Source organism: Saprospira grandis DSM 2844, assembly GCF_000275825.1.
Lineage (GTDB): Bacteria > Bacteroidota > Bacteroidia > Chitinophagales > Saprospiraceae > Saprospira > Saprospira grandis_A.
Window position 1 is genome coordinate 309,354 of sequence record NZ_JH719942.1, and the last position, 17,435, is coordinate 326,788.

The following is a 17,435-nucleotide window of genomic DNA, read 5'->3' on the forward strand; positions in this document are numbered from 1 at the left end:
TGCAGCATTTTTTTTTGCCTTAGTCTAGCTGCTGACTAAAAAATTTAAACAAGCTCAATAATAATCATCCCGGTAGCGGCGGCCAAGCCCCCCAAAAAAGAAAGCAAAGCCAAGGCATCTTGGCCCTCTGCCAAAGGCAGACTCAAGACAAAAGAATCGGCATCATAGGCTTGGCCCTCAAAATAGAGCCGGCCAGCAATAGCAATTATTGGCACAAAAAGGTTAATCAGCAACAAATAGAGCGGAAAAAACCAACTGGCCATTTTGAGGTGTTGCTCATGGCTATTTTCTACTACCGCCACCTGAAACTGCCGAGGCAGAAACAAAATAGCCGACATAGAAATGAGGATAAACCAAGACCAATCCCAATAGCCCAAATTGTCATTTCCCTGCATGCTGAGTAAAGGCCTCAACTCTTCTTTATCCAAAGCCGCCTGAAAAATACTTCCGGGTCCATCATACAGCCCATAAGCCACATAAAAGCCAAGCGCCAAAAAGGTCACTAACTTAAAGACCGACTCAAAGACGATGACCGCCATGAGCCCATCTCGGCGTTTACTGCTATCTAGGTTTTGTGTACCAAAAAAGATGATAAAAATGGCTAGAATAATCGCAATAAAGAAAGCGGTATCGCCCAAAATGGTCATCTGGCTAAAGTCTGTGCTAACAGGGTCATAGCCAATTAGGATATTTAAGCTAACCGTAATGGCCTTTAGCTGTAGCGAGATATAAGGGACCACGCAAGCAAAGGCAATAAAGGCAACCAAACCACCCAGAAAACCGCTTTTTCCGTAACGAGCCGAGATAAAATCGGCAATAGAACTTATTCTTTGCTTTTTGGAAACTCGAACCATTTGGCGCAAAAGCAAATACCAAACAGGCGAAAGCAGAAGCGGCCCCAAATAAGTTGTTAAGAAAACGGGCCCACTGCTGCTTGCCTTCCCCACACTGCCGTAGAAGGTCCAGGCTGTACAAAATACAGCTAAAGACAGGCTATAGGCCAAGGGGTTATCGGTCCAGCTCCGCCCCTTCTCTGCTCTTCGGTTGGCCCAATAGGCCAGCACAAACAGCAAAGCCAAATAGGCTAGAGCCACCGGAATGGCAAGTTGGGCTGCGCTCATTTAGTGGTTTCGTCTTCTTGCTTTAAGATCCAATATAAACCTAGCAATAAAAGCAGCCACAAAGCAAGCACATAGGCGTAGAAGAGCGGTAGCACTCCAAAGACCAAAGTTGGCTGATTGAAGCTCTTGGCAATTGGGTAACTGAAGAGCAAACAACAACAGCCAAACCAACTAATCAATCGCTGCTTTTGCATAGGTTAAAATCATTTTTCCCAATATATAAAAAATTAGATACCTATATAATTTTAGAGAAAAGATTTATTGGCTATAAATAGTTGGAGGCCGAAAAAAAAGGAGAAATAAAGTAGCCTCCGCTACTTTATTCTCCTTACAAACCTACTAAACAGAATAAGAACTTTTGGTCCCATTTTTTGGGTTTTGCAGGGGGCGAAGCCCCCGCAGGCCTAGCGATGTGTAGGGGTGGCCCGCAGGGCCAGACCGAGGCGGCTTTGCCGCCAAAGGGCCGAGCAGACTTGCGAGCCCCGCAACGTAGCGCCGAGGAGCGCAGCGAGGCGGAGGCCCCAAATCCTGAGGATTAGTGATCTTGTGCTTCGCTAGCCCCAGAAGGGATGCGAATCTCTTCTACAATTTGCTGTACTTCTAGAGGAGGAGCCGGCGTAAACTGGCAAATCACGATAGAGACGACAAAGTTGACGACCATAGCGACTGTTCCGAAACCTTCGGGCGAGATGCCAAACCACCAGTCATCGGCAGTAGTGGGGCCAAACATATTAAATTTGTAGTTGAGCATATAGAAAAGCATGAGGCCCAAACCGATGACCATTCCAGCAATTGCGCCTTCTTTGTTCATCCGTTTGTAGAAGATCCCCAGGATGATGGCTGGGAAGAAGGAGGCCGCAGCCAAACCAAAAGCTAGGGCCACAACGGCCGCCACAAAGCCCGGAGGATTGATCCCGAAATAACCGGCTACGACCACCGCAAAAGCGGCACTAATTCGGGCGGCCAAAAGTTCTCCTTTTTCAGAAATATCGGGCATGAGCTGCATTTTGAGCAAATCGTGCGCAATAGAAGTTGAAATGACGAGCAGTAGACCTGCTGCTGTAGAAAGGGCCGCGGCTAATCCGCCCGCTGCCACCAAGGCAATTACCCAATTGGGCAGCCCGGCAATTTCTGGATTGGCCAGTACAATAATATCGCGGTCAATATAGAGTTCGTTTTTGCTCGACTCATCGGGGTTGGTCACCAGACGTTCGCCATTGGCGCCATTGTCTTCGGCAAAAACAGGCGTTTTTCCTTTGATGGCGGGACCAGCTACATACTGAATGCGGCCATCATTGTTTTTATCGGACCAAGCCACTAGGCCAGTTTCTTCCCACTGCTTGAACCAGTCGGGCATGGCTTTGTACTCTACATGCTCTTTGGTCTCTTCATTATAGACCGTTTGCAAGAGGTTGGTGCGAGCAAAGGCCGAAATGGCAGGAGCCGTGGTGTATAGAATAGCGATTAGGATAAGCGCATAGCCGCCAGAAAGGCGAGCCGAGCGCACATCGGGCACCGTAAAGAAGCGCACAATTACGTGAGGAAGCCCAGCCGTACCCACCATTAGGGCACAAGTAATGGCAAAGACATCAATCATGCTCTTTTTGCCCGAGGTATACTCATGGAAACCAAGGTCTCGATGTAAACTATCTAGTTTATCTAAGAGAAAGGTGCCATCTTCTAGGGTTCCGCCAAAGCCAAGCTGGGGAATAGGCGTTCCAGTCATCTGAATCGCAATAAAGATAGCCGGCACCATAAAGGCAAAAATCAAGACGCAGTATTGGGCCACCTGGGTGTAGGTAATCCCTTTCATCCCGCCCAAAACGGCATAGAAAAATACGATCAGCATCCCGATGACTACCCCCCATTCGATAGAGGTTTCTAGAAAGCGAGAGAAAACTACTCCTACCCCACGCATTTGTCCAGCTACATAAGTAAAAGAGACAATAATAGCGGCCAAAACAGCCACCAAACGAGCAGTACCCGAATAATAGCGATCTCCGATAAAATCGGGCACCGTAAACTTACCAAACTTACGCAGATAAGGCGCAATGGTTAGGGCCAACAGGACGTATCCACCGGTCCAGCCCATGAGGTAAACTCCACCATCATAGCCCATAAAGGAAATCAGTCCCGCCATAGAGATAAAGGAAGCAGCAGACATCCAGTCGGCAGCAGTAGCGGCCCCATTGGTGAGGGGCGAAACCCCTCCGCCAGCAACATAGAAATCTTTGGTAGAAGAAGCTCTTGACCAAATGGCAATAAAAATATAGAGGCTAAAAGTCAGCCCAACTAAGATATAGGTCCAGCTTTGCACCGATAAAAGCGGCAAGCCAGCAAATAGATAATTCATCATTGTTCTAAGATTTTAAGGCAGTAATTTATTTGTCTAGTCCATACTTTTTGTCCAAGCGGTTCATCAACCAGACATAGGCAAAAACCAAAACCACAAAGGCATAAATAGAGCCCTGTTGGGCAAACCAAAACCCTAGTTTGAAGCCCCCTAATCGGATGCTATCTAGACTGGGCGCAAATAGAATTCCGGCCCCAAAAGAGACCAAAAACCAAATCACTAAAAGAATAAGTAGATAGCGCAAGTTCTCGCGCCAATAGGCCTTCATCTTTTTGTTGTGGGCCTCTTTATTTTGCAAGTTGTTCTCTTCCATAAGAGTTAAATATTTAAGGGTTAGAGGAATACAGCAGCCTGCATACGAACCAAGCCTTTGCGCTCGGAGCCCGTAGTTGCTGCTTTATTGGATTGATATTCTAATGAAATTTTTGCATGATGCCCCTGGATAAACCAGTTGGCGCCAACGGTCAAGCCATTGGCCGCCTCTTCAAAGGCTTCGAGTTGGCGATAAGAGCCCGCCAAATAAAATTGTAGTCGGCCCAAATCCGTAAATTCAGGCAAGAGGTAACCAGTCTGTAGATAGACGATATTTCCAGTTCCAATTACATCACTGCTGCCCGTTAGGCGGTAATTTGGTCCAAAATTGTAGCGATAATAGACCCCATAGGCCGTAATCGCCCCCTTGCCCTCTCCTAAGGGCGCATCATAAAAGGCATCTACACCAAAAAGAGAAACATTATGAGAAACCGTATCGCCTTGCGTATCTAAACTGCTGCTGCCTTTGGGGTGCAAATTGAAACCCGCCCCAACATTAAAGACCTTCTTTTTGCCTAGGTAGGTCCCCACCATATAAGGCAGTTTGTTCGACTCTTTATCCAAAAATTGATAGTTCAAATAACCCGCATAGACATAGCCCCCATCATTGAGGTAGGTCGCCTGGGCAGTATCTGGCGCAATGCCTTGGTCCAAGTTATTGACCAAAGCCTGATTCACCGCCAAACGATAATCCAAACGGTCAATTTTTCCTTTGGCATAAACGCCCAAATGCCGAGCAAATTGGTCTGTCGTCCCAATCGTGGGCCAATTGAAACGAGGCGCATCTATCGTGAGCATGTTCAAGGTGCTCTGGTTGCTCAGCCGAGAAATTCCGTTCCAATAGTGTAGACCGGCCCCCATCGATAGATAATCCTTATAGACCTTGTACTCGGCCCAGGCGTCATGCATAAATAAACTGCTTTTGGTCGATTGGCCCACAGGATGCAGACTCGAGGCAGTTAGGCTGTTCAAGCCAAAATGCGTCAAAATTAAAAAACGAGGAGATACCTGCGCATAGGCCAAAAAACGAGAGCGACGCAGCATTAAATCTACTTCTACTTGGTCCTGACTGTTCATCTGGGCCGTTCCCCAGACCTGATGCCAAGTAATAAAACGAATGTATTTACTGCCGTCTTCATTCAAATTTAATTTCAACGGCTTATAGCTATGGTCCACTTCCTGAGACCACAATTGGCTGGAGCTACTCAATAAGAGCAGCAGTGCAATTAAGCGTAATAAGGTTTTCATAGGCAATGTTTTGAGTGCGTTCTTTTATCTGGGTATAAATGTATATAAATATCTATATAGATAAAAGTCTATACTCAACTTTTTTCGCCATTTAGGCCAATTTTTTTCTACAAAAGTGCTTCTAGGCCAAATTATCCTTTAAAATAGGGGCTTGAGCTAATAATTATTTGGTAAGCTTTTTTCGCCATTTTGTCTATTTTGCTTCTAAGCGAGCTGTTTTTTGGGGTTTGGGGCGTTACTCCTTTCAGTCATCGAACTGCGCCCTAAAGGGCTTGTTGTCGCTTTGGGGCCTCCGCTGCGGCTTCGCCTTGCGGCGCTACGCTTTGGGGCTCGCAGGTCTGCTCGGCCCTTCAGGCTACACTTCGTTTCGCCTTCGGTCTGGCCCCACGGGCCACCCCTCCGCATCGCTAGGCCTGCGGCGGCTTCGCCGCCTGCTAAACCGCCTAAAGGCCTTGACTAGCCTGAAATTTTTATCAAAGGATGGCCGATAAGTTAATTTCATGAGGGTTTCAACCCTCATTTAGAGATCATTGCGAAGCAATACCATTATTGCTGTAGGTTTCAACCTACAGTAAAAAGGGCCGAAGGCCCGCAGGCCTAGGGGCCTGAAAGGGGGCCGCGCAGCGGCAGACCTAGGGCGAAATGAAATGAGCCCGCAGGGCCGAGCAGCCCTGCGAGCCCGGCAAGGGCCCGGCCGCCGAAGGCGGCAGGCCCCAAAAAAACTCAGCCTATATATATAGTATCAAATTAGCGGAGGACGCCCTCTAGTTGGGCACCTGGAAAACGGGCATCGGTAAGGATGGCGCCACGAAAGTCCACCCCTCTAAGGTCAGCCAGTTCAAAATCGACGCCTTGCAAATTGGCATTGACAAAGCTGGCGCCACGGAGACAAGCCCGAGAAAAATCGCTACCGGCCAATTGGGCCTCGGCAAAGATGGCTTTTTCTAGCATGGCGTCGGTAAAGAGCGAAAACTGCAATTGGGCCTCGCTAAAATTGAGATATTTGAGCCAGGCGCCACAAAAGGAGGCATAAGGCATTTGCAACTCTTCAAGGTCCAGCTGGCTAGAGAGTCGCCGCATATCTAAAATAGCCTGTTGGCCCTTGCTTAGCTCTCGGCCCAATTGGTAGGCGCCAAAGACCTGCCCCATCAGTTGCATCATCTTCCATTGGCCGCCGGCCCCACCGGCCCGCAAAAAATCTTGATGGGCCAACAAAATGCGCTGCCATTCTTCTTCTGTTATAGCTGGCGACTGCTCGGCTCTTTGGCGCATAGCCGCACTTTTGATGGTCGAGCAATCGCTGCCGGCTTGTCCCGCCAAGGGAAACTGCTGTTCAAAAAGCAATTGTTTGAGCTGATGTTTTTGGGCCAATTTGGTCCAGTCTTTTTTGCTCCATTGGTTAAGGGGCGGGCTAGGCGCCTGCAGATAGGCCTGGCGGGCGCTTGTTAGGGCCTTTGTTTGCACAACAAATTGAAAATACTGGGCTGGCGAAAGGGGAAAAGCCGCCTCAAAGTGCAGCCCATGCTCATCGGCAAAATAGAGCGGGGCCCCTGCTTGGCCAAAATAAATAGCCTGTATACAATAGGAAGAAAAGGCATCGAGGGGGTACATTTGGCTATAAAACTGGCCTAGAGAAAGAGCTTGGCCCGCAAACTGAATTTGCTCTTGGGGGAGCAGCAGCTCTTGGAGGTAGGGACTGGGAGAAAAAAGCCGCTCTATGGGCAAGAGAAAAAAGCAGCCTTCCTCCTCTCGAAACTGCTGTAGCGGATAATCCCAATCTTGCTGGCCTTCGGGCCCAGCCAAAGCATTATTTTTAAAGGCCCAACGCAACTGCAAGCCATTTGTTTGCAGATAAAAGGCCTTGAGCTCCGGAGCTAAAACAATCCCCTTTTCGGTCTCCAACTCTTCTATTTTTTTGGCCGTGACGGGCGCAAAAACGTCAAAACTAAGGAGTCTAATCGTCTCTTCCTCTGCCAGCTCCTGGGCCAAGCGCCTAAATTCTTCAAACTGTGACATGCTACTGCTTAATATTCTGTTTTTTCTGCGAAAAAAGAAATGGCTAGTGGACTAAACATTCTATTTAAAGTACTTGTTAAATCCCCAAATATTGTTGATTCAGCAACCACAGGCAGAGAGTTTATTGTTAATTCTCTGCTTTTTTATTTGCCAAATTGACTTCCTAAGCCCAAAGGCCCAAAAGATAAGCTAAAAAAACTAAATTTGTTGTTCTTAGCGTTAAACTGATTAAAAAACGACCAAATACCTACTAATTTGTTTGAAGACCAAGACAAAACTGCGGTAAGCCGCAAACAGGACCATATTGCGCTAGCTTTCTCTTCTCAGGTAGCGGCCAATCAGCTCGATTCTCGCTTTAGTTACGAGCCCTTGCTCTCTAGCCATCAGGCTAAAGGCCTGGCTGAACAAGAGTTTTTGGGCAAGCGTTTTCGAGCGCCGCTTTGGGTCTCTAGCATGACTGGCGGTACCGATTGGGCCAAAACAATTAATGAAAACTTGGCCCGAGCCGCCAAACAATTCGGTTTTGGAATGGGCCTGGGCAGCTGCCGTGGTCTCTTGACCGATGATAGTTTTTTAGCCGATTTTCAGATGCGCCCCATTTTAGGCTACGACCTTCCGCTCTATGCCAACCTAGGCATTGCCCAGCTAGAACAACTGCTAGACGATAACAAAACAGAGCTCATTCTCCGCCTTATAGATAAACTTCAGGCCGATGGACTAATTGTACATGTCAATCCTTTTCAGGAATGGTTGCAACCAGAGGGCGACCGTTTCCGTTATGCTCCTATAGATACAATTGAGCGCCTGCTCGACCAACTGCCACAAATTCCACTCATTGTAAAAGAAGTAGGCCAAGGAATGGGCAAAGAAAGCTTGCGAAAGCTGCTCCAACTCCCCATAGCCGCTGTAGACTTTGCAGCCAGTGGAGGCACTAATTTTGCGCTTCTAGAACTACTTCGGGCCGACCTAAGCCTGAAAACAGCCTATGAGCCCCTAACTTATATTGGGCATTCGGCCCCGCAAATGCTGCAATTTGTCAATGAATTAGTGGATGAGCTAGGCGATAAATTGCGCTGCGAACAGTTAATCATCTCTGGAGGAATCAAAAACTTTCTAGATGGTTATTATCTTTGCCAAAAATCTAAACTCCCCGCCGTTTATGGGCAGGCCTCTGCCCTACTCAAGCACGCCCGTGGTAGTTATGAAGATTTAGAACGCTTTTTACAACAGCAAATTCAAGGACTTGATTTGGCCCATCAGTTTTTGCGGGTTCTAGACTAATCCCTTTTCTAAAAGGAAGCATTCTAGACGAGCTTGTCGTTCTAAAGCAAACAAGACTATTCTCTATAAAAAAATATAGCCTATGAAAAATCCAAAAATTGTTTCTGGATTTTCTAAAAAATCGAAACGTGGAAAACTACGCTGGTTGGTCGAAAACTTTTTCAAACACCCTGAAGAAGTAGCCCGAGAGCTCAAAAGCTTTTGGTATGGCGACCCTCAAAAACAAAAAATATTTGATGAGTTCAGCGAAAATACCATTACCAATTTCTATATGCCTTATGGCCTGCTGCCCAACCTCAAAATTAACGATGAGGTCTATTGCGTGCCCATGGTCATCGAAGAAAGCTCGGTAGTAGCCGCCGCTTCTGCCGCAGCCAAATTTTGGCTGAACCGTGGCGGTTTCAAAACCGAAATCCTAGCCACCAAAAAGGTGGGCCAAGTACATTTTGACTGGAAAGGCAAGCGCAAAACCCTAGATGCGCTAATGCCCAAAATTAAACAGCTCATCCATACCGAAACCTCACATATTACAGCCAATATGCGCAAAAGAGGTGGCGGTATTCTAGATATTGAGCTGCTCGATATGAGTGACCTAGAGCCCAACTATTTCCAGCTCCAAATGACTTTTGAGACCTGCGATTCGATGGGGGCCAACTTTATCAATTCGGTCCTTGAAGAATCTGCCCGCAGCCTCAAACAGTTTATCGGTAGCCAAGAACAACTGCCTGCCAAAGAAAGAGAATTGACCATTATTATGGCCATTTTGTCTAACTATACGCCAGAATGCCTCGTTCGCGCTAGTGTAGAATGCCCCATTGAGGAGCTTGGCAATTTCTGCGATGGCGATATGCCCGCCGAAGAGTTTGCCCGCAAATTTGAAAAGGCCCTCAATATTGCTCGCATCGATACCTACAGAGCCACCACCCATAATAAAGGCATTTTTAATGGCATTGATGCCGTGGTCATTGCTACAGGCAATGACTTTAGAGCCGTAGAGGCTTGTGGACATGCCTATGCCGCTAGAGATGGGAAGTACCGCTCGCTCTCTTTTGCCGAATGCAAAGACGGCATCTTTAAGTTTTGGCTAGATATCCCACTGGCAGTGGGCACAGTTGGCGGCCTAACCGCCCTTCACCCCATGGCCAAGCGCTCGCTAGAAATGCTCGGCCAACCTCCTGCCGAAGAACTCATGCAAATTATTGCCGCTACGGGCTTGGCCCAAAACTTTGCCGCGGTCCGCTCTTTGGTTACTACCGGGATCCAAAAGGGCCATATGAAAATGCACCTGATGAATATCCTCAACCATTTGGAAGCCACCGAAAAAGAGGTCAAAGAGGCCTTGGTCTACTTTGCCGATAAGTTGGTTTCTTTCAGCTCGGTTCGAGAGTTTATCCAGCTCTTGCGCAACACCCCAGAGGGAATGCCACTCCCCCTTCCCATTATGATTGAGCGCAAGAAATCCTAAAAAAAGATAGGCCTTTGGCCCTTAAAGCTCCAGACCTCGACTTGGTTTGGGGCTTTTTTTCTTTTTTGGGGCTGCCCCTCGCTTCGCTCGGGTCGGGCTGTGCCGGGCTCGCTCTTCGCTCGGCCCTTCGCTTTTTTCGCTTTGCTCAAAAAGCTCGGTCTGGCCTTCGGCCACCCTTTCCATCCCTCAGCCGAGGCGCTTCGCGCCTACTAGACGCAAAAAAATTAAGTATGCAAAAAATCGTTTTAATGGGCTTTATGGGCGCTGGCAAAAGCTATTGGGGCCCTAAACTGGCCCAAGCCTTGGGCTACTCCTTTATTGATTTGGACCAATATATAGTGCAGCAAGAAGGCAGCAGCATTCCCGAATTATTTGCCCAAAAAGGCGAGGCTTATTTTCGGGCCCAAGAGAAAAGCTATTTATTAGACCTATTGGAGCAGAAAGCGCCCTTGGTTTTGGCTTTGGGCGGAGGCACGCCTTGCCAAGCAGGCATTTTGCCTCTTTTATTGGAGCAAAAAGGGCTACAGCTCATTTTTATAGACCCGCCTTTGGCTGTATTGCAAAAACGCCTAGCCCAAGAAGCCGAGGGACGACCCCTATTGGCCCAAAAAAAAGGTCCAGCACTGCAAAAAATTATTGCGCAGTACTGGACCCAAAGGCGGCCTTATTACTTACAGGCCCCTTATCGCTTTAGTGGGAAGCAATTAGATGAATTATTGGCCCTTATTCCTCGGCCACCCAAGCCTGAGCAATAACTTCTTGGCGGATGCGGCTTAACTCTTGCTCAAAGCGGCTATGCGGATGAGCGGGAAGCAAAGCGGCCACACGGTAAAGGCCTGTATAGAGTTTTTTGACCTGGACCTTATAGCCCATAGCTTCTAATTGGGCCTTATTCCGTTCTGTATTAAAGTCTTCTTTAAAGACGCCAATGACCACAATTTTTTGGTCCAAATGTTTAGGCGAGATTTCTTCTTGATTTTCCTTGGCTGTTTTTTCGGCCACAACTTCTTCTTGGGCCAAAGGGCTGCTCAAGCTTCCAGCCGAATTCTTTTGCCAAGGAGAAGTTTGTTCTTCTCCGCTGCTTTCCTCTAAAGCAATGCCCATTTGCCCTTGAGCCTCTGCCTGGGCTAATGCTTGGCTGGCCATTTCATTTTTCAGTTGTTGGCGTTGCATCTGAATAAGGCCAAAGTAAGTTTCTTGTTGTTCTGTGACCAATGGCAAGATAGAAGGCATAGGCCTAGTATTGGCGGCTGGTTGTGGGCCCCACCAAGGGGCGGTAGCCAGACCAGTGGCTAAAAGTAGGCCCAAAGCGGCCATCAAATACCAGCCTCTTGTTGTTTTCTTTTTGCGGCCCTCTAAGATTACGCCTTTTTCTAGATAAGACTTTTTGCGTAAAATGGGTTGGCAGTTAATTTTGGGATAATGATTTTGGGCCAAAATGGCATGCTCCTTAAAGGTCGCTTCTAATGTAGGGAGCAGGCCTTCCTTGGCCATAATGGGCAGGGGCGCTTGTTCGGCCACAAACTGATCAATTGTTTTTTTGGCCTCTTGAGCGGCTAAAAACTCTTTTTGGACCAATTTATTTTCTAATAGCTGCAGCGGATCCTCTCGAAGATCGGGATTAAAGACCAAGCTATAGCTAGGAGGCAATAAAAGCTGGCCCTTATTTTCTAAACTTGCCGATTGGTACTGCCACTCAAAGGCACCTAGGCCTGGAACAATCAGGCGGGGGTAGCGCTCTAATATCTCGGCCATTAGGGGGAGTAAATTGGGGGTAGACATAGCGGTTAATCGATTGAAATAGCTTTTTGGATGCGTTCGGTATAGCTATGCAAGACCAAGGTATAATTGCCTTTTTCCAATTTAGACAAATCTAGCTCATAGATAGTATTGCTAGGCAAATCAAAGAGGTGATCATCAATAGCTACAATTTCTTGATTTTTATCAGAAGAGAGGCTAAGTCGGCTCATTTTTCCTCCTAGGGCCTCAAAGTCGATATATAATTTTCTGCGATTTTGGTCCAAATGCAGGCTCCAATTTTCTGAGCTTTCGTCTAGTTCTGTTTCAAAGGCAGCCCAATTAATACTCTCCTCGTTTTGTTGTAGTTCGGCAATTTGTTGTGCTTGAGCAGAGCAGCCAAAGGCTAGGCATAGTAAGCTAGATAGAAAGAATGCTTTCATAGTGGCGAGCGTTGAAATTATTTTTTGTTAGTTGGCTTGTTTTGGGCTATAGCTATTGAATTTAGCGGTAATTTTTTGCTAAATCGAGCTTGATTATAAGAAAAGCCTATAATAATTACAAAAAGTTTGGCTAAAAAGGTCCAGAATAAAAATAAATTAACGCCGCCTTTAGGGGAATTGTTTTATTCTTTTACGAATTAGTGGCGGGCTCTGCGGTTGGGGCAGGCTTGGCCTAGCGATGTGCAGCAGTGGCCGTTAGGCCAGACCCAGCCGCTGAAAGCGGCGCAGGGCCGAGCAGACCTGCGAGCTGCGAAACGTAGCGCCGACGACCAAAGGGAGGCGGAGGCCCCAAAATAAAATAAGCAGAAAGTAGTTAATAAGTATGCTGTATCTTCCTCTCTTAGATTCTTTTTCTCTGGCCTATAAAATTCTTATATTTTTGAATATTATCGTCCTATGAAGAGCTCCCCGCTTTGGTCTAAAGCTTGCAGTTTAGACCGATCCAAAACACACTACCAAAGCAATAGAATATTATGCATCAAGTATACACCCTTAGTTTTTTGTTTATGCTCTTCGGTTTTAGCTTGTTGGGGCAGCCGGGTCCTTCGCCGACCAAAGCCCTATTGACCTTAGAATTTGTGCATCCGGAGAATGGGGATCGTTTTCCTTCTTTGCCATTTAGGTTGCAGCGGGTAGGGACCGATGAGAGCTGGCAATTTGCGACAGATCGGGAGGGGAAGGCCAACTGTTTGTTGCCCATCAATAGTCGTTATGAGTTATATGTTCGGGAGAGTAATTTGATTGCCAACATCAACATTGAGGCGGGGGAATTTCAGGAGCATCGGATAGAGATTCCCTTTGATGGGGAGGGCAGTCCACTGCTGGAGCACAAAGAGGACCTTTGTCATTTAAAGATTCAGTTGATTGACCATCAGCAGCGGCCTTATTCGGCTAGGGAGCGTTTGCGTTTGCAGAACAAGGCTACAGGAGAAGACTCTTTACTTTGGATAGAAAATGGTCGTTTAGAGATTGATTTGCCGAAGAACAGCCGTTATATTTTGAGTTTTTCCAAGGCGCCCAACTATGCAGAAATTGTATTGGAGGGGCAAGATTACTGGGAGGAACAGGTGCTTTTTGAGCGTAAAAAAGGCTATGATAAGTTTCCGAGTCGCAGCCATGGTTTAGTGAACTTCAGGTATATAGATTTGGATGGCAACAGTGTGCCCAATGAGCCAGTAGAAGCCTTGGACCGGGCTAGTGGCGAGCGTTTTACGGCCTTTACCAATAAGGGGGGGCTAGCGCAATTGCTTTTGCCTTTGGGCCGCACCTATTTATTTAGCACTGCTTATAATCCACATTTTGAGGAGCGAGAGATTGCTTGTGCCAAGGGCTATGTACTTTATGAATTGGACCTGCTTTATCAGGCCCCTAGCTCTTCTGATTGGCTAAAAAGTTTTACGCAGCAGGCGGCGCTCAGCCGTCTCAATGACTCTTTGCGGGCCGATTTACTGGCCCAGGCAGAGGCTAATTTGAAGGCCCAGCAAGCGGCAGAAGAAAAGCAAAAGGCCCTAGACCCCATGCTCACTAAGCTAGACCTAAAAGGAATAAAAACCTTTAAGATTCGGAAATTGATTGAGCGAAAAAGCCGTATACTCAAAGACAGCCTCCAACTCAACCCCAAGGTTTTAGAGCATCATTACAATAAACCCGTTTTGGCCAGCCTGCTCCGTTTGCAAGATGCTTGGGAAAAGCGGATTATTGTTACGGATGTCACCGCCAGCATGTCGCCTTATTTTGAGGAAATTTTGCTTTGGCACAGCCTCAACCTCATGAAAGCCACCGATAATAAGTATATTTTTTTTAATGATGGCGACAATGAGATGAACAGCCATAAGGTATTGGGGCGCACCGGCGGCTTGTACTACTGCCAGGGCAAGGTAATTCAGTTGGACCAAATTATTGGCCGCTTGAAAGAAGCCTCTGGGGTTCGTAGAGCGGGTGGAGATGCGCCCGAAAATGACATTGAGGCCCTTTTGGCGGCCCAGGCGCTTCGAACAGATAGCTTGGAAGAAATTATTTTAATTGCCGATGCCTTTTCGCCTGTTCGCGATATGGCCCTACTCTATCAGCTCAATTGCCCCATTCGAGTAATTCTTTGTGGCTGGGAAGAAGGCAATGAGTTTTATCCTAAAACCCCATTGCCCAACCCAGAGTACCTCACTATTGCCCACCGAACAGGAGGCTCCGTGCATACGCTAACCAAAGACCTCTGGGACCTATCTAAAAGGGATGATGGAGATGTCATTGAGCTGAGCGGCCTGCGCTTTTTACTCAAAAATCATCAGTTTATTAAAAACTAGGATTTGGCCCTTAGAGCCTCAATTTTTAGCTGCAGCGCTTCGGCAGCCGCAACTTTATCGGCATAGAGACGCAAATCGCCAGATCGTTGAATATCTCTGGCTTCTTGCATCAATTTTTCATACTGCTTTTCGAGTTTTTTGATGGGGTCTTTTTTGAAAAAGGAAAACATAGGCATACTATTAAGAAAGTGATTTAGGAGCTTAACAGTAAGGCCAAAATAGAGTTTAGAAAATAATCAAGAAGTCTGTTAATAACTGCCGATAGCTATCGGCATAGGCATAATCTGGCGGGCCCTGACGCATGATAATTTCTTGCTGTTGGGGCTTTTCTATGGGCGCCTGCCCCCATTGCAAAAGCAGCCGCTTGGGCGCCTTGCCCAACCTGCTGATAAAATCGCAACGACGATGCAAAAACAAGCCTGCCTCTTGAGCCAATTCATGAAAATAAAGGGCCTGGGCAGTGGGTAAAATAATAGCCAATTGGCCAGCTGGCGCCAAAAGCGCTAGGCTGTGTTCTAGGAGTTCCTCAAAGCCTAGACTTAGGCTGGATCGGGCTTGCCGGCGGTCTTTATTGAGGGCCTTAGAAAACTGCGCTTCGGGATAAAAAGGGGGGTTGCTCACAATCAAATCATAGCCCTCCGAAGCGCTAAAGCTTTGCAGACCTTGGGCATACAGGCTGAGGCGGTTGGACCAAGGACTGGCCGCAAAGTTTTTTTGGGCCTCTTCTGCTGCCTGCAAATTGATTTCTATCGCATCAATTTGGGCCTGAGCAAAACGCTGGGCCAACATCAAAGCCACTACCCCCGTTCCAGAGCCAATATCCAAAATCCGCTGGCCCGAACAATGCGCCCAAGCCCCTAATAAAGTCCCATCGGTCCCCACTTTCATAGCCGCCAAACGCTGCCGAACTACAAATTGCTTAAATTGAAAGTCTTGCATAAGCAAAAATAAAAAAGCAGGAGCTTCTCGCTTCCTGCTTTATCTATTAAAAATCTAGGTCCAAATCAAAGTCATCCTCATCATCCATTCCTAAATCATCATCATCATCTCCAAAGTCGAAGTCGTCATCATCGTCGTCCTCCTCATCATCGTCATCATCATCCTCATCATCGTCCTCCTCGTCTCCAAATAAATCATCATCATCCAAATCTAGACCGAGGTCGTCATCATCGTCATCATCGTCATCTCCGAATAAATCGTCGTCATCATCTCCAAAGAGGTCATCGACATCATCATCCATATCAAAGCCGAGATCATCATCATCATCGTCAAAATCCAAATCATCTAGGTCCAAATCATCGGCTAGATCGTCTAGATTGAGGTCATCAAGGTCGAGGTCTAAATCATCATCATCCAAACCGAGGTCCAGATCGTCATCATCATCGAGGTCGAGGTCCAAATCGCCAAGATCGAGATCGTCTTCATCCAGATCCAAATCGAGGTCCAAGTCTAAATCATCATCATCAAGGCCCAAATCCAGATCATCCAGGTCCAAATCATCATCATCCAAACCGAGGTCGAGGTCCAAATCATCTAGATCAAAATCATCATCCTCTTCAATGGCGGCGCCAGCCGCCGCAGCAGCTACGGCAGCCACAGCTACCCCCGAGCCACCAGCTTGCTCGACTTGTACAATCTCTAGATCTTCTTGCTTGAAGAGGCCTTGTTTGAGTTGGCGGCCTTCAAACCAAATACAGTTGGGGTCGCCAAAGCTAAAGCCTTGTAATTCGAGGCGGCGATCCATGGCCTTAAAAAGCTGTCCACTTCCATCATCATCATGATTGTCTCCAATCAAACGAACAACGGTCATGAGTATATCGTTTTCTTTGTGGCGAACCACATCTCCTACTTGCATATTTTTTGGTTTAAACAGGGATTAAACTAAGTAAAAGCTGGGGCTACCAGTCGTCATCATCATCGTCATCATCATCGCCTCCGGCTCCTACTTCGGCCAAAAACTTACCATCGGGCGTTTTGAGGCAAACGGCCTTAAAGGTTTGGACCTTTCTTTTGGTGTTTCCCTTGGCATCTTCGGTCTGGAACTCGCAGGTGATGTCTCCTTTCTTAAATCCCTTGAGCAAAGCGGCCTTTTCGCGGCTACTTCCACTACCCGTCAAAATATTTTTAATAATCATTTCTGGGCCTCCAGATTTTAAGAGGACCACATCTCCTATTTCAGCCATATCTTTATTTTTTTGTTGTGGTTCTAAATATAGAAGATTCGCCCACGATTTACAAAGGAGATGTTAATTTTTTTCCGCAGACTTTTAGTGTACAAAAAAAAAGCGCCCAGAATTTAAATTCTGGACGCTCTATAAATTTATTTGTTCATTAGCAACAGGGCAGCCGCTCTGGCTTCCTCTAAAAAGGCGCAACTATAGCTTTCTTTTTTGAGTTCGGCCAGTTTAGCAGCCAATTTCTTTTCGTCTTGGAGTTGCTCCGCAGCCAAAACCTCCCAGTAGTTGGGGTAATCTTCCAAAATAGCGGCCTGCGCTTCTTTTAGCGAGCAGTTTTCTTTGGTCGATTTTAGGTAGGTCTTAATGTTTTCGGCCCATTTCTGGGCATCTTCGGCAGAAACATCAGCCAAAATGGCCTTAACTTCCTCCTCCCCTTCTGCATAGGCCAAATTGCCAATTAGGTCCTGCAGTTCTTGCGAAATTGCAGCCGTATAAAGATCATTGAGGCAAAAACAATGCACATCTAACTGAGCATTGAGCAAGTCTTCCGCAGTCAAGTCTACGGCTTCTTCTACTTCTTCCTCTTGGGCCCAAATTTGGGGCAGTTGTAGGGCCATCAAGGCCAAAATCAGGAAAATACGCATGGCTTAAAAAGATTAAATGCTAAGATAAAAAATGCTTTTTAAGCTAGTTGGGCGTTCAGCCGTTTCCGGCCAAGCTAGGGAGCCCAGGGCTCCTGTCTTTTCGCTTTCCTAGCAGGGTCAAAGAACTATATAAAAAACTGATTAACAGCTTTTAAGAGCAGTTCAAAAAATTAAGATTAACTGCTCTTTATTTTTAATAAAGCTACTACTCTTTTTCTATTCTCCTCGCTTTTCCCTACTTTTTTTTGCCTCTTTTTTAGTTAATGTTTTGGGGCCCG

At 46.8% G+C, this 17,435-nt stretch carries 17 protein-coding genes; 4 read left to right on the forward strand and 13 right to left on the reverse strand.

The genetic code is table 11. The features are described 5' to 3' along the window. Positions 1-44: 44 nt before the first annotated feature. From SAPGRDRAFT_RS01615 to SAPGRDRAFT_RS01645, 6 genes are all read right to left on the reverse strand, one after another. On the reverse strand, positions 45-1,121 hold the full coding sequence (locus tag SAPGRDRAFT_RS01615) for a histidine kinase (RefSeq protein ID WP_037350692.1): 1,077 nt from the start codon (positions 1,119-1,121) through the stop codon (positions 45-47). Next, the gene (locus SAPGRDRAFT_RS01620; protein WP_002656643.1) at positions 1,118-1,315 is read right to left on the reverse strand and encodes a hypothetical protein; all 198 of its coding nucleotides are present in this window, start codon (positions 1,313-1,315) and stop codon (positions 1,118-1,120) included. Before SAPGRDRAFT_RS01620 ends, SAPGRDRAFT_RS01615 begins: the two co-directional genes overlap by 4 nt. Before the next feature lie 341 nt (positions 1,316-1,656). After that, a complete protein-coding gene (locus tag SAPGRDRAFT_RS01625) occupies positions 1,657-3,477 on the reverse strand; it encodes a sodium:solute symporter family protein (protein WP_002656644.1) in 1,821 nt (606 codons plus the stop codon). A 25-nt stretch (positions 3,478-3,502) separates the two neighbouring features. Then, positions 3,503-3,787 (reverse strand): DUF4212 domain-containing protein, encoded by a 285-nt coding sequence (locus tag SAPGRDRAFT_RS01630; protein ID WP_002656645.1) that lies wholly within the window; start codon positions 3,785-3,787, stop codon positions 3,503-3,505. Between the two features lie 20 nt (positions 3,788-3,807). Further along, the gene (locus SAPGRDRAFT_RS01635) at positions 3,808-5,034 is read right to left on the reverse strand and encodes a hypothetical protein (protein WP_002656647.1); all 1,227 of its coding nucleotides are present in this window, start codon (positions 5,032-5,034) and stop codon (positions 3,808-3,810) included. A gap of 747 nt (positions 5,035-5,781) precedes the next feature. Continuing rightward, positions 5,782-7,050 carry a pentapeptide repeat-containing protein gene (locus SAPGRDRAFT_RS01645; RefSeq protein WP_002656649.1) on the reverse strand — a complete coding sequence of 423 codons (1,269 nt, stop codon included), beginning with the start codon at positions 7,048-7,050 and terminating at the stop codon, positions 5,782-5,784. 255 nt (positions 7,051-7,305) lie between these two features. Between SAPGRDRAFT_RS01645 and SAPGRDRAFT_RS01650 the strand changes: the two genes are divergently transcribed. From SAPGRDRAFT_RS01650 to SAPGRDRAFT_RS01660, 3 genes are all read left to right on the forward strand, one after another. Then, positions 7,306-8,331: a type 2 isopentenyl-diphosphate Delta-isomerase gene (locus tag SAPGRDRAFT_RS01650; protein WP_002656650.1), complete on the forward strand. Its 1,026-nt coding sequence runs from the start codon at positions 7,306-7,308 to the stop codon at positions 8,329-8,331. Positions 8,332-8,413: 82 nt separating this feature from the next. Then, the gene (locus tag SAPGRDRAFT_RS01655; protein WP_002656653.1) at positions 8,414-9,796 is read left to right on the forward strand and encodes a hydroxymethylglutaryl-CoA reductase, degradative; all 1,383 of its coding nucleotides are present in this window, start codon (positions 8,414-8,416) and stop codon (positions 9,794-9,796) included. A 230-nt stretch (positions 9,797-10,026) separates the two neighbouring features. Beyond that, positions 10,027-10,551: a shikimate kinase gene (locus tag SAPGRDRAFT_RS01660; RefSeq protein WP_037350697.1), complete on the forward strand. Its 525-nt coding sequence runs from the start codon at positions 10,027-10,029 to the stop codon at positions 10,549-10,551. Here SAPGRDRAFT_RS01660 and SAPGRDRAFT_RS01665 read toward each other — a convergent pair. Together SAPGRDRAFT_RS01665 and SAPGRDRAFT_RS01670 are read right to left on the reverse strand one after the other, a co-directional pair. Then, the gene (locus SAPGRDRAFT_RS01665) at positions 10,520-11,578 is read right to left on the reverse strand and encodes a hypothetical protein (RefSeq protein ID WP_002656655.1); all 1,059 of its coding nucleotides are present in this window, start codon (positions 11,576-11,578) and stop codon (positions 10,520-10,522) included. The two genes, SAPGRDRAFT_RS01660 and SAPGRDRAFT_RS01665, sit on opposite strands and share 32 nt — an antisense overlap. 5 nt (positions 11,579-11,583) lie before the next feature. Continuing rightward, the gene (locus tag SAPGRDRAFT_RS01670; RefSeq protein ID WP_002656656.1) at positions 11,584-11,976 is read right to left on the reverse strand and encodes a hypothetical protein; all 393 of its coding nucleotides are present in this window, start codon (positions 11,974-11,976) and stop codon (positions 11,584-11,586) included. Positions 11,977-12,509: 533 nt separating this feature from the next. Here SAPGRDRAFT_RS01670 and SAPGRDRAFT_RS01675 point away from each other — a divergent pair. Beyond that, on the forward strand, positions 12,510-14,336 hold the full coding sequence (locus SAPGRDRAFT_RS01675) for a hypothetical protein (RefSeq protein ID WP_002656658.1): 1,827 nt from the start codon (positions 12,510-12,512) through the stop codon (positions 14,334-14,336). Here the strand turns inward: SAPGRDRAFT_RS01675 and SAPGRDRAFT_RS01680 are convergent. The 5 genes from SAPGRDRAFT_RS01680 to SAPGRDRAFT_RS01700 form a co-directional block, all read right to left on the reverse strand. After that, positions 14,333-14,506: a DUF6435 family protein gene (locus tag SAPGRDRAFT_RS01680; protein ID WP_156001803.1), complete on the reverse strand. Its 174-nt coding sequence runs from the start codon at positions 14,504-14,506 to the stop codon at positions 14,333-14,335. The two genes, SAPGRDRAFT_RS01675 and SAPGRDRAFT_RS01680, sit on opposite strands and share 4 nt — an antisense overlap. A gap of 55 nt (positions 14,507-14,561) precedes the next feature. Then, positions 14,562-15,275 (reverse strand): tRNA1(Val) (adenine(37)-N6)-methyltransferase, encoded by a 714-nt coding sequence (locus SAPGRDRAFT_RS01685; RefSeq protein ID WP_002656662.1) that lies wholly within the window; start codon positions 15,273-15,275, stop codon positions 14,562-14,564. Positions 15,276-15,321: 46 nt separating this feature from the next. Continuing rightward, on the reverse strand, positions 15,322-16,191 hold the full coding sequence (locus SAPGRDRAFT_RS19775; RefSeq protein WP_002656664.1) for a hypothetical protein: 870 nt from the start codon (positions 16,189-16,191) through the stop codon (positions 15,322-15,324). A gap of 43 nt (positions 16,192-16,234) precedes the next feature. After that, positions 16,235-16,519, reverse strand: coding sequence for a DUF2158 domain-containing protein (locus SAPGRDRAFT_RS01695; protein ID WP_002656666.1), 285 nt, complete (start codon positions 16,517-16,519; stop codon positions 16,235-16,237). A gap of 137 nt (positions 16,520-16,656) precedes the next feature. Further along, positions 16,657-17,157: a hypothetical protein gene (locus SAPGRDRAFT_RS01700; RefSeq protein ID WP_002656669.1), complete on the reverse strand. Its 501-nt coding sequence runs from the start codon at positions 17,155-17,157 to the stop codon at positions 16,657-16,659. Positions 17,158-17,435 lie beyond the last annotated feature (278 nt).

Coding starts and splice junctions, on each gene's coding strand:
- SAPGRDRAFT_RS19775 (WP_002656664.1), bottom strand. CDS start 16,191: ATGCAAGTAGGAGATGTGGTTCGCCACAAAGAAAACGATATACTCATG.
- SAPGRDRAFT_RS01665 (WP_002656655.1), bottom strand. CDS start 11,578: ATGTCTACCCCCAATTTACTCCCCCTAATGGCCGAGATATTAGAGCGC.
- SAPGRDRAFT_RS01625 (WP_002656644.1), bottom strand. CDS start 3,477: ATGATGAATTATCTATTTGCTGGCTTGCCGCTTTTATCGGTGCAAAGC.
- SAPGRDRAFT_RS01695 (WP_002656666.1), bottom strand. CDS start 16,519: ATGGCTGAAATAGGAGATGTGGTCCTCTTAAAATCTGGAGGCCCAGAA.
- SAPGRDRAFT_RS01680 (WP_156001803.1), bottom strand. CDS start 14,506: ATGTTTTCCTTTTTCAAAAAAGACCCCATCAAAAAACTCGAAAAGCAG.
- SAPGRDRAFT_RS01635 (WP_002656647.1), bottom strand. CDS start 5,034: ATGAAAACCTTATTACGCTTAATTGCACTGCTGCTCTTATTGAGTAGC.
- SAPGRDRAFT_RS01685 (WP_002656662.1), bottom strand. CDS start 15,275: ATGCAAGACTTTCAATTTAAGCAATTTGTAGTTCGGCAGCGTTTGGCG.
- SAPGRDRAFT_RS01645 (WP_002656649.1), bottom strand. CDS start 7,050: ATGTCACAGTTTGAAGAATTTAGGCGCTTGGCCCAGGAGCTGGCAGAG.
- SAPGRDRAFT_RS01675 (WP_002656658.1), top strand. CDS start 12,510: ATGCATCAAGTATACACCCTTAGTTTTTTGTTTATGCTCTTCGGTTTT.
- SAPGRDRAFT_RS01700 (WP_002656669.1), bottom strand. CDS start 17,157: ATGCGTATTTTCCTGATTTTGGCCTTGATGGCCCTACAACTGCCCCAA.
- SAPGRDRAFT_RS01655 (WP_002656653.1), top strand. CDS start 8,414: ATGAAAAATCCAAAAATTGTTTCTGGATTTTCTAAAAAATCGAAACGT.
- SAPGRDRAFT_RS01660 (WP_037350697.1), top strand. CDS start 10,027: ATGCAAAAAATCGTTTTAATGGGCTTTATGGGCGCTGGCAAAAGCTAT.
- SAPGRDRAFT_RS01620 (WP_002656643.1), bottom strand. CDS start 1,315: ATGCAAAAGCAGCGATTGATTAGTTGGTTTGGCTGTTGTTGTTTGCTC.
- SAPGRDRAFT_RS01630 (WP_002656645.1), bottom strand. CDS start 3,787: ATGGAAGAGAACAACTTGCAAAATAAAGAGGCCCACAACAAAAAGATG.
- SAPGRDRAFT_RS01670 (WP_002656656.1), bottom strand. CDS start 11,976: ATGAAAGCATTCTTTCTATCTAGCTTACTATGCCTAGCCTTTGGCTGC.
- SAPGRDRAFT_RS01615 (WP_037350692.1), bottom strand. CDS start 1,121: ATGAGCGCAGCCCAACTTGCCATTCCGGTGGCTCTAGCCTATTTGGCT.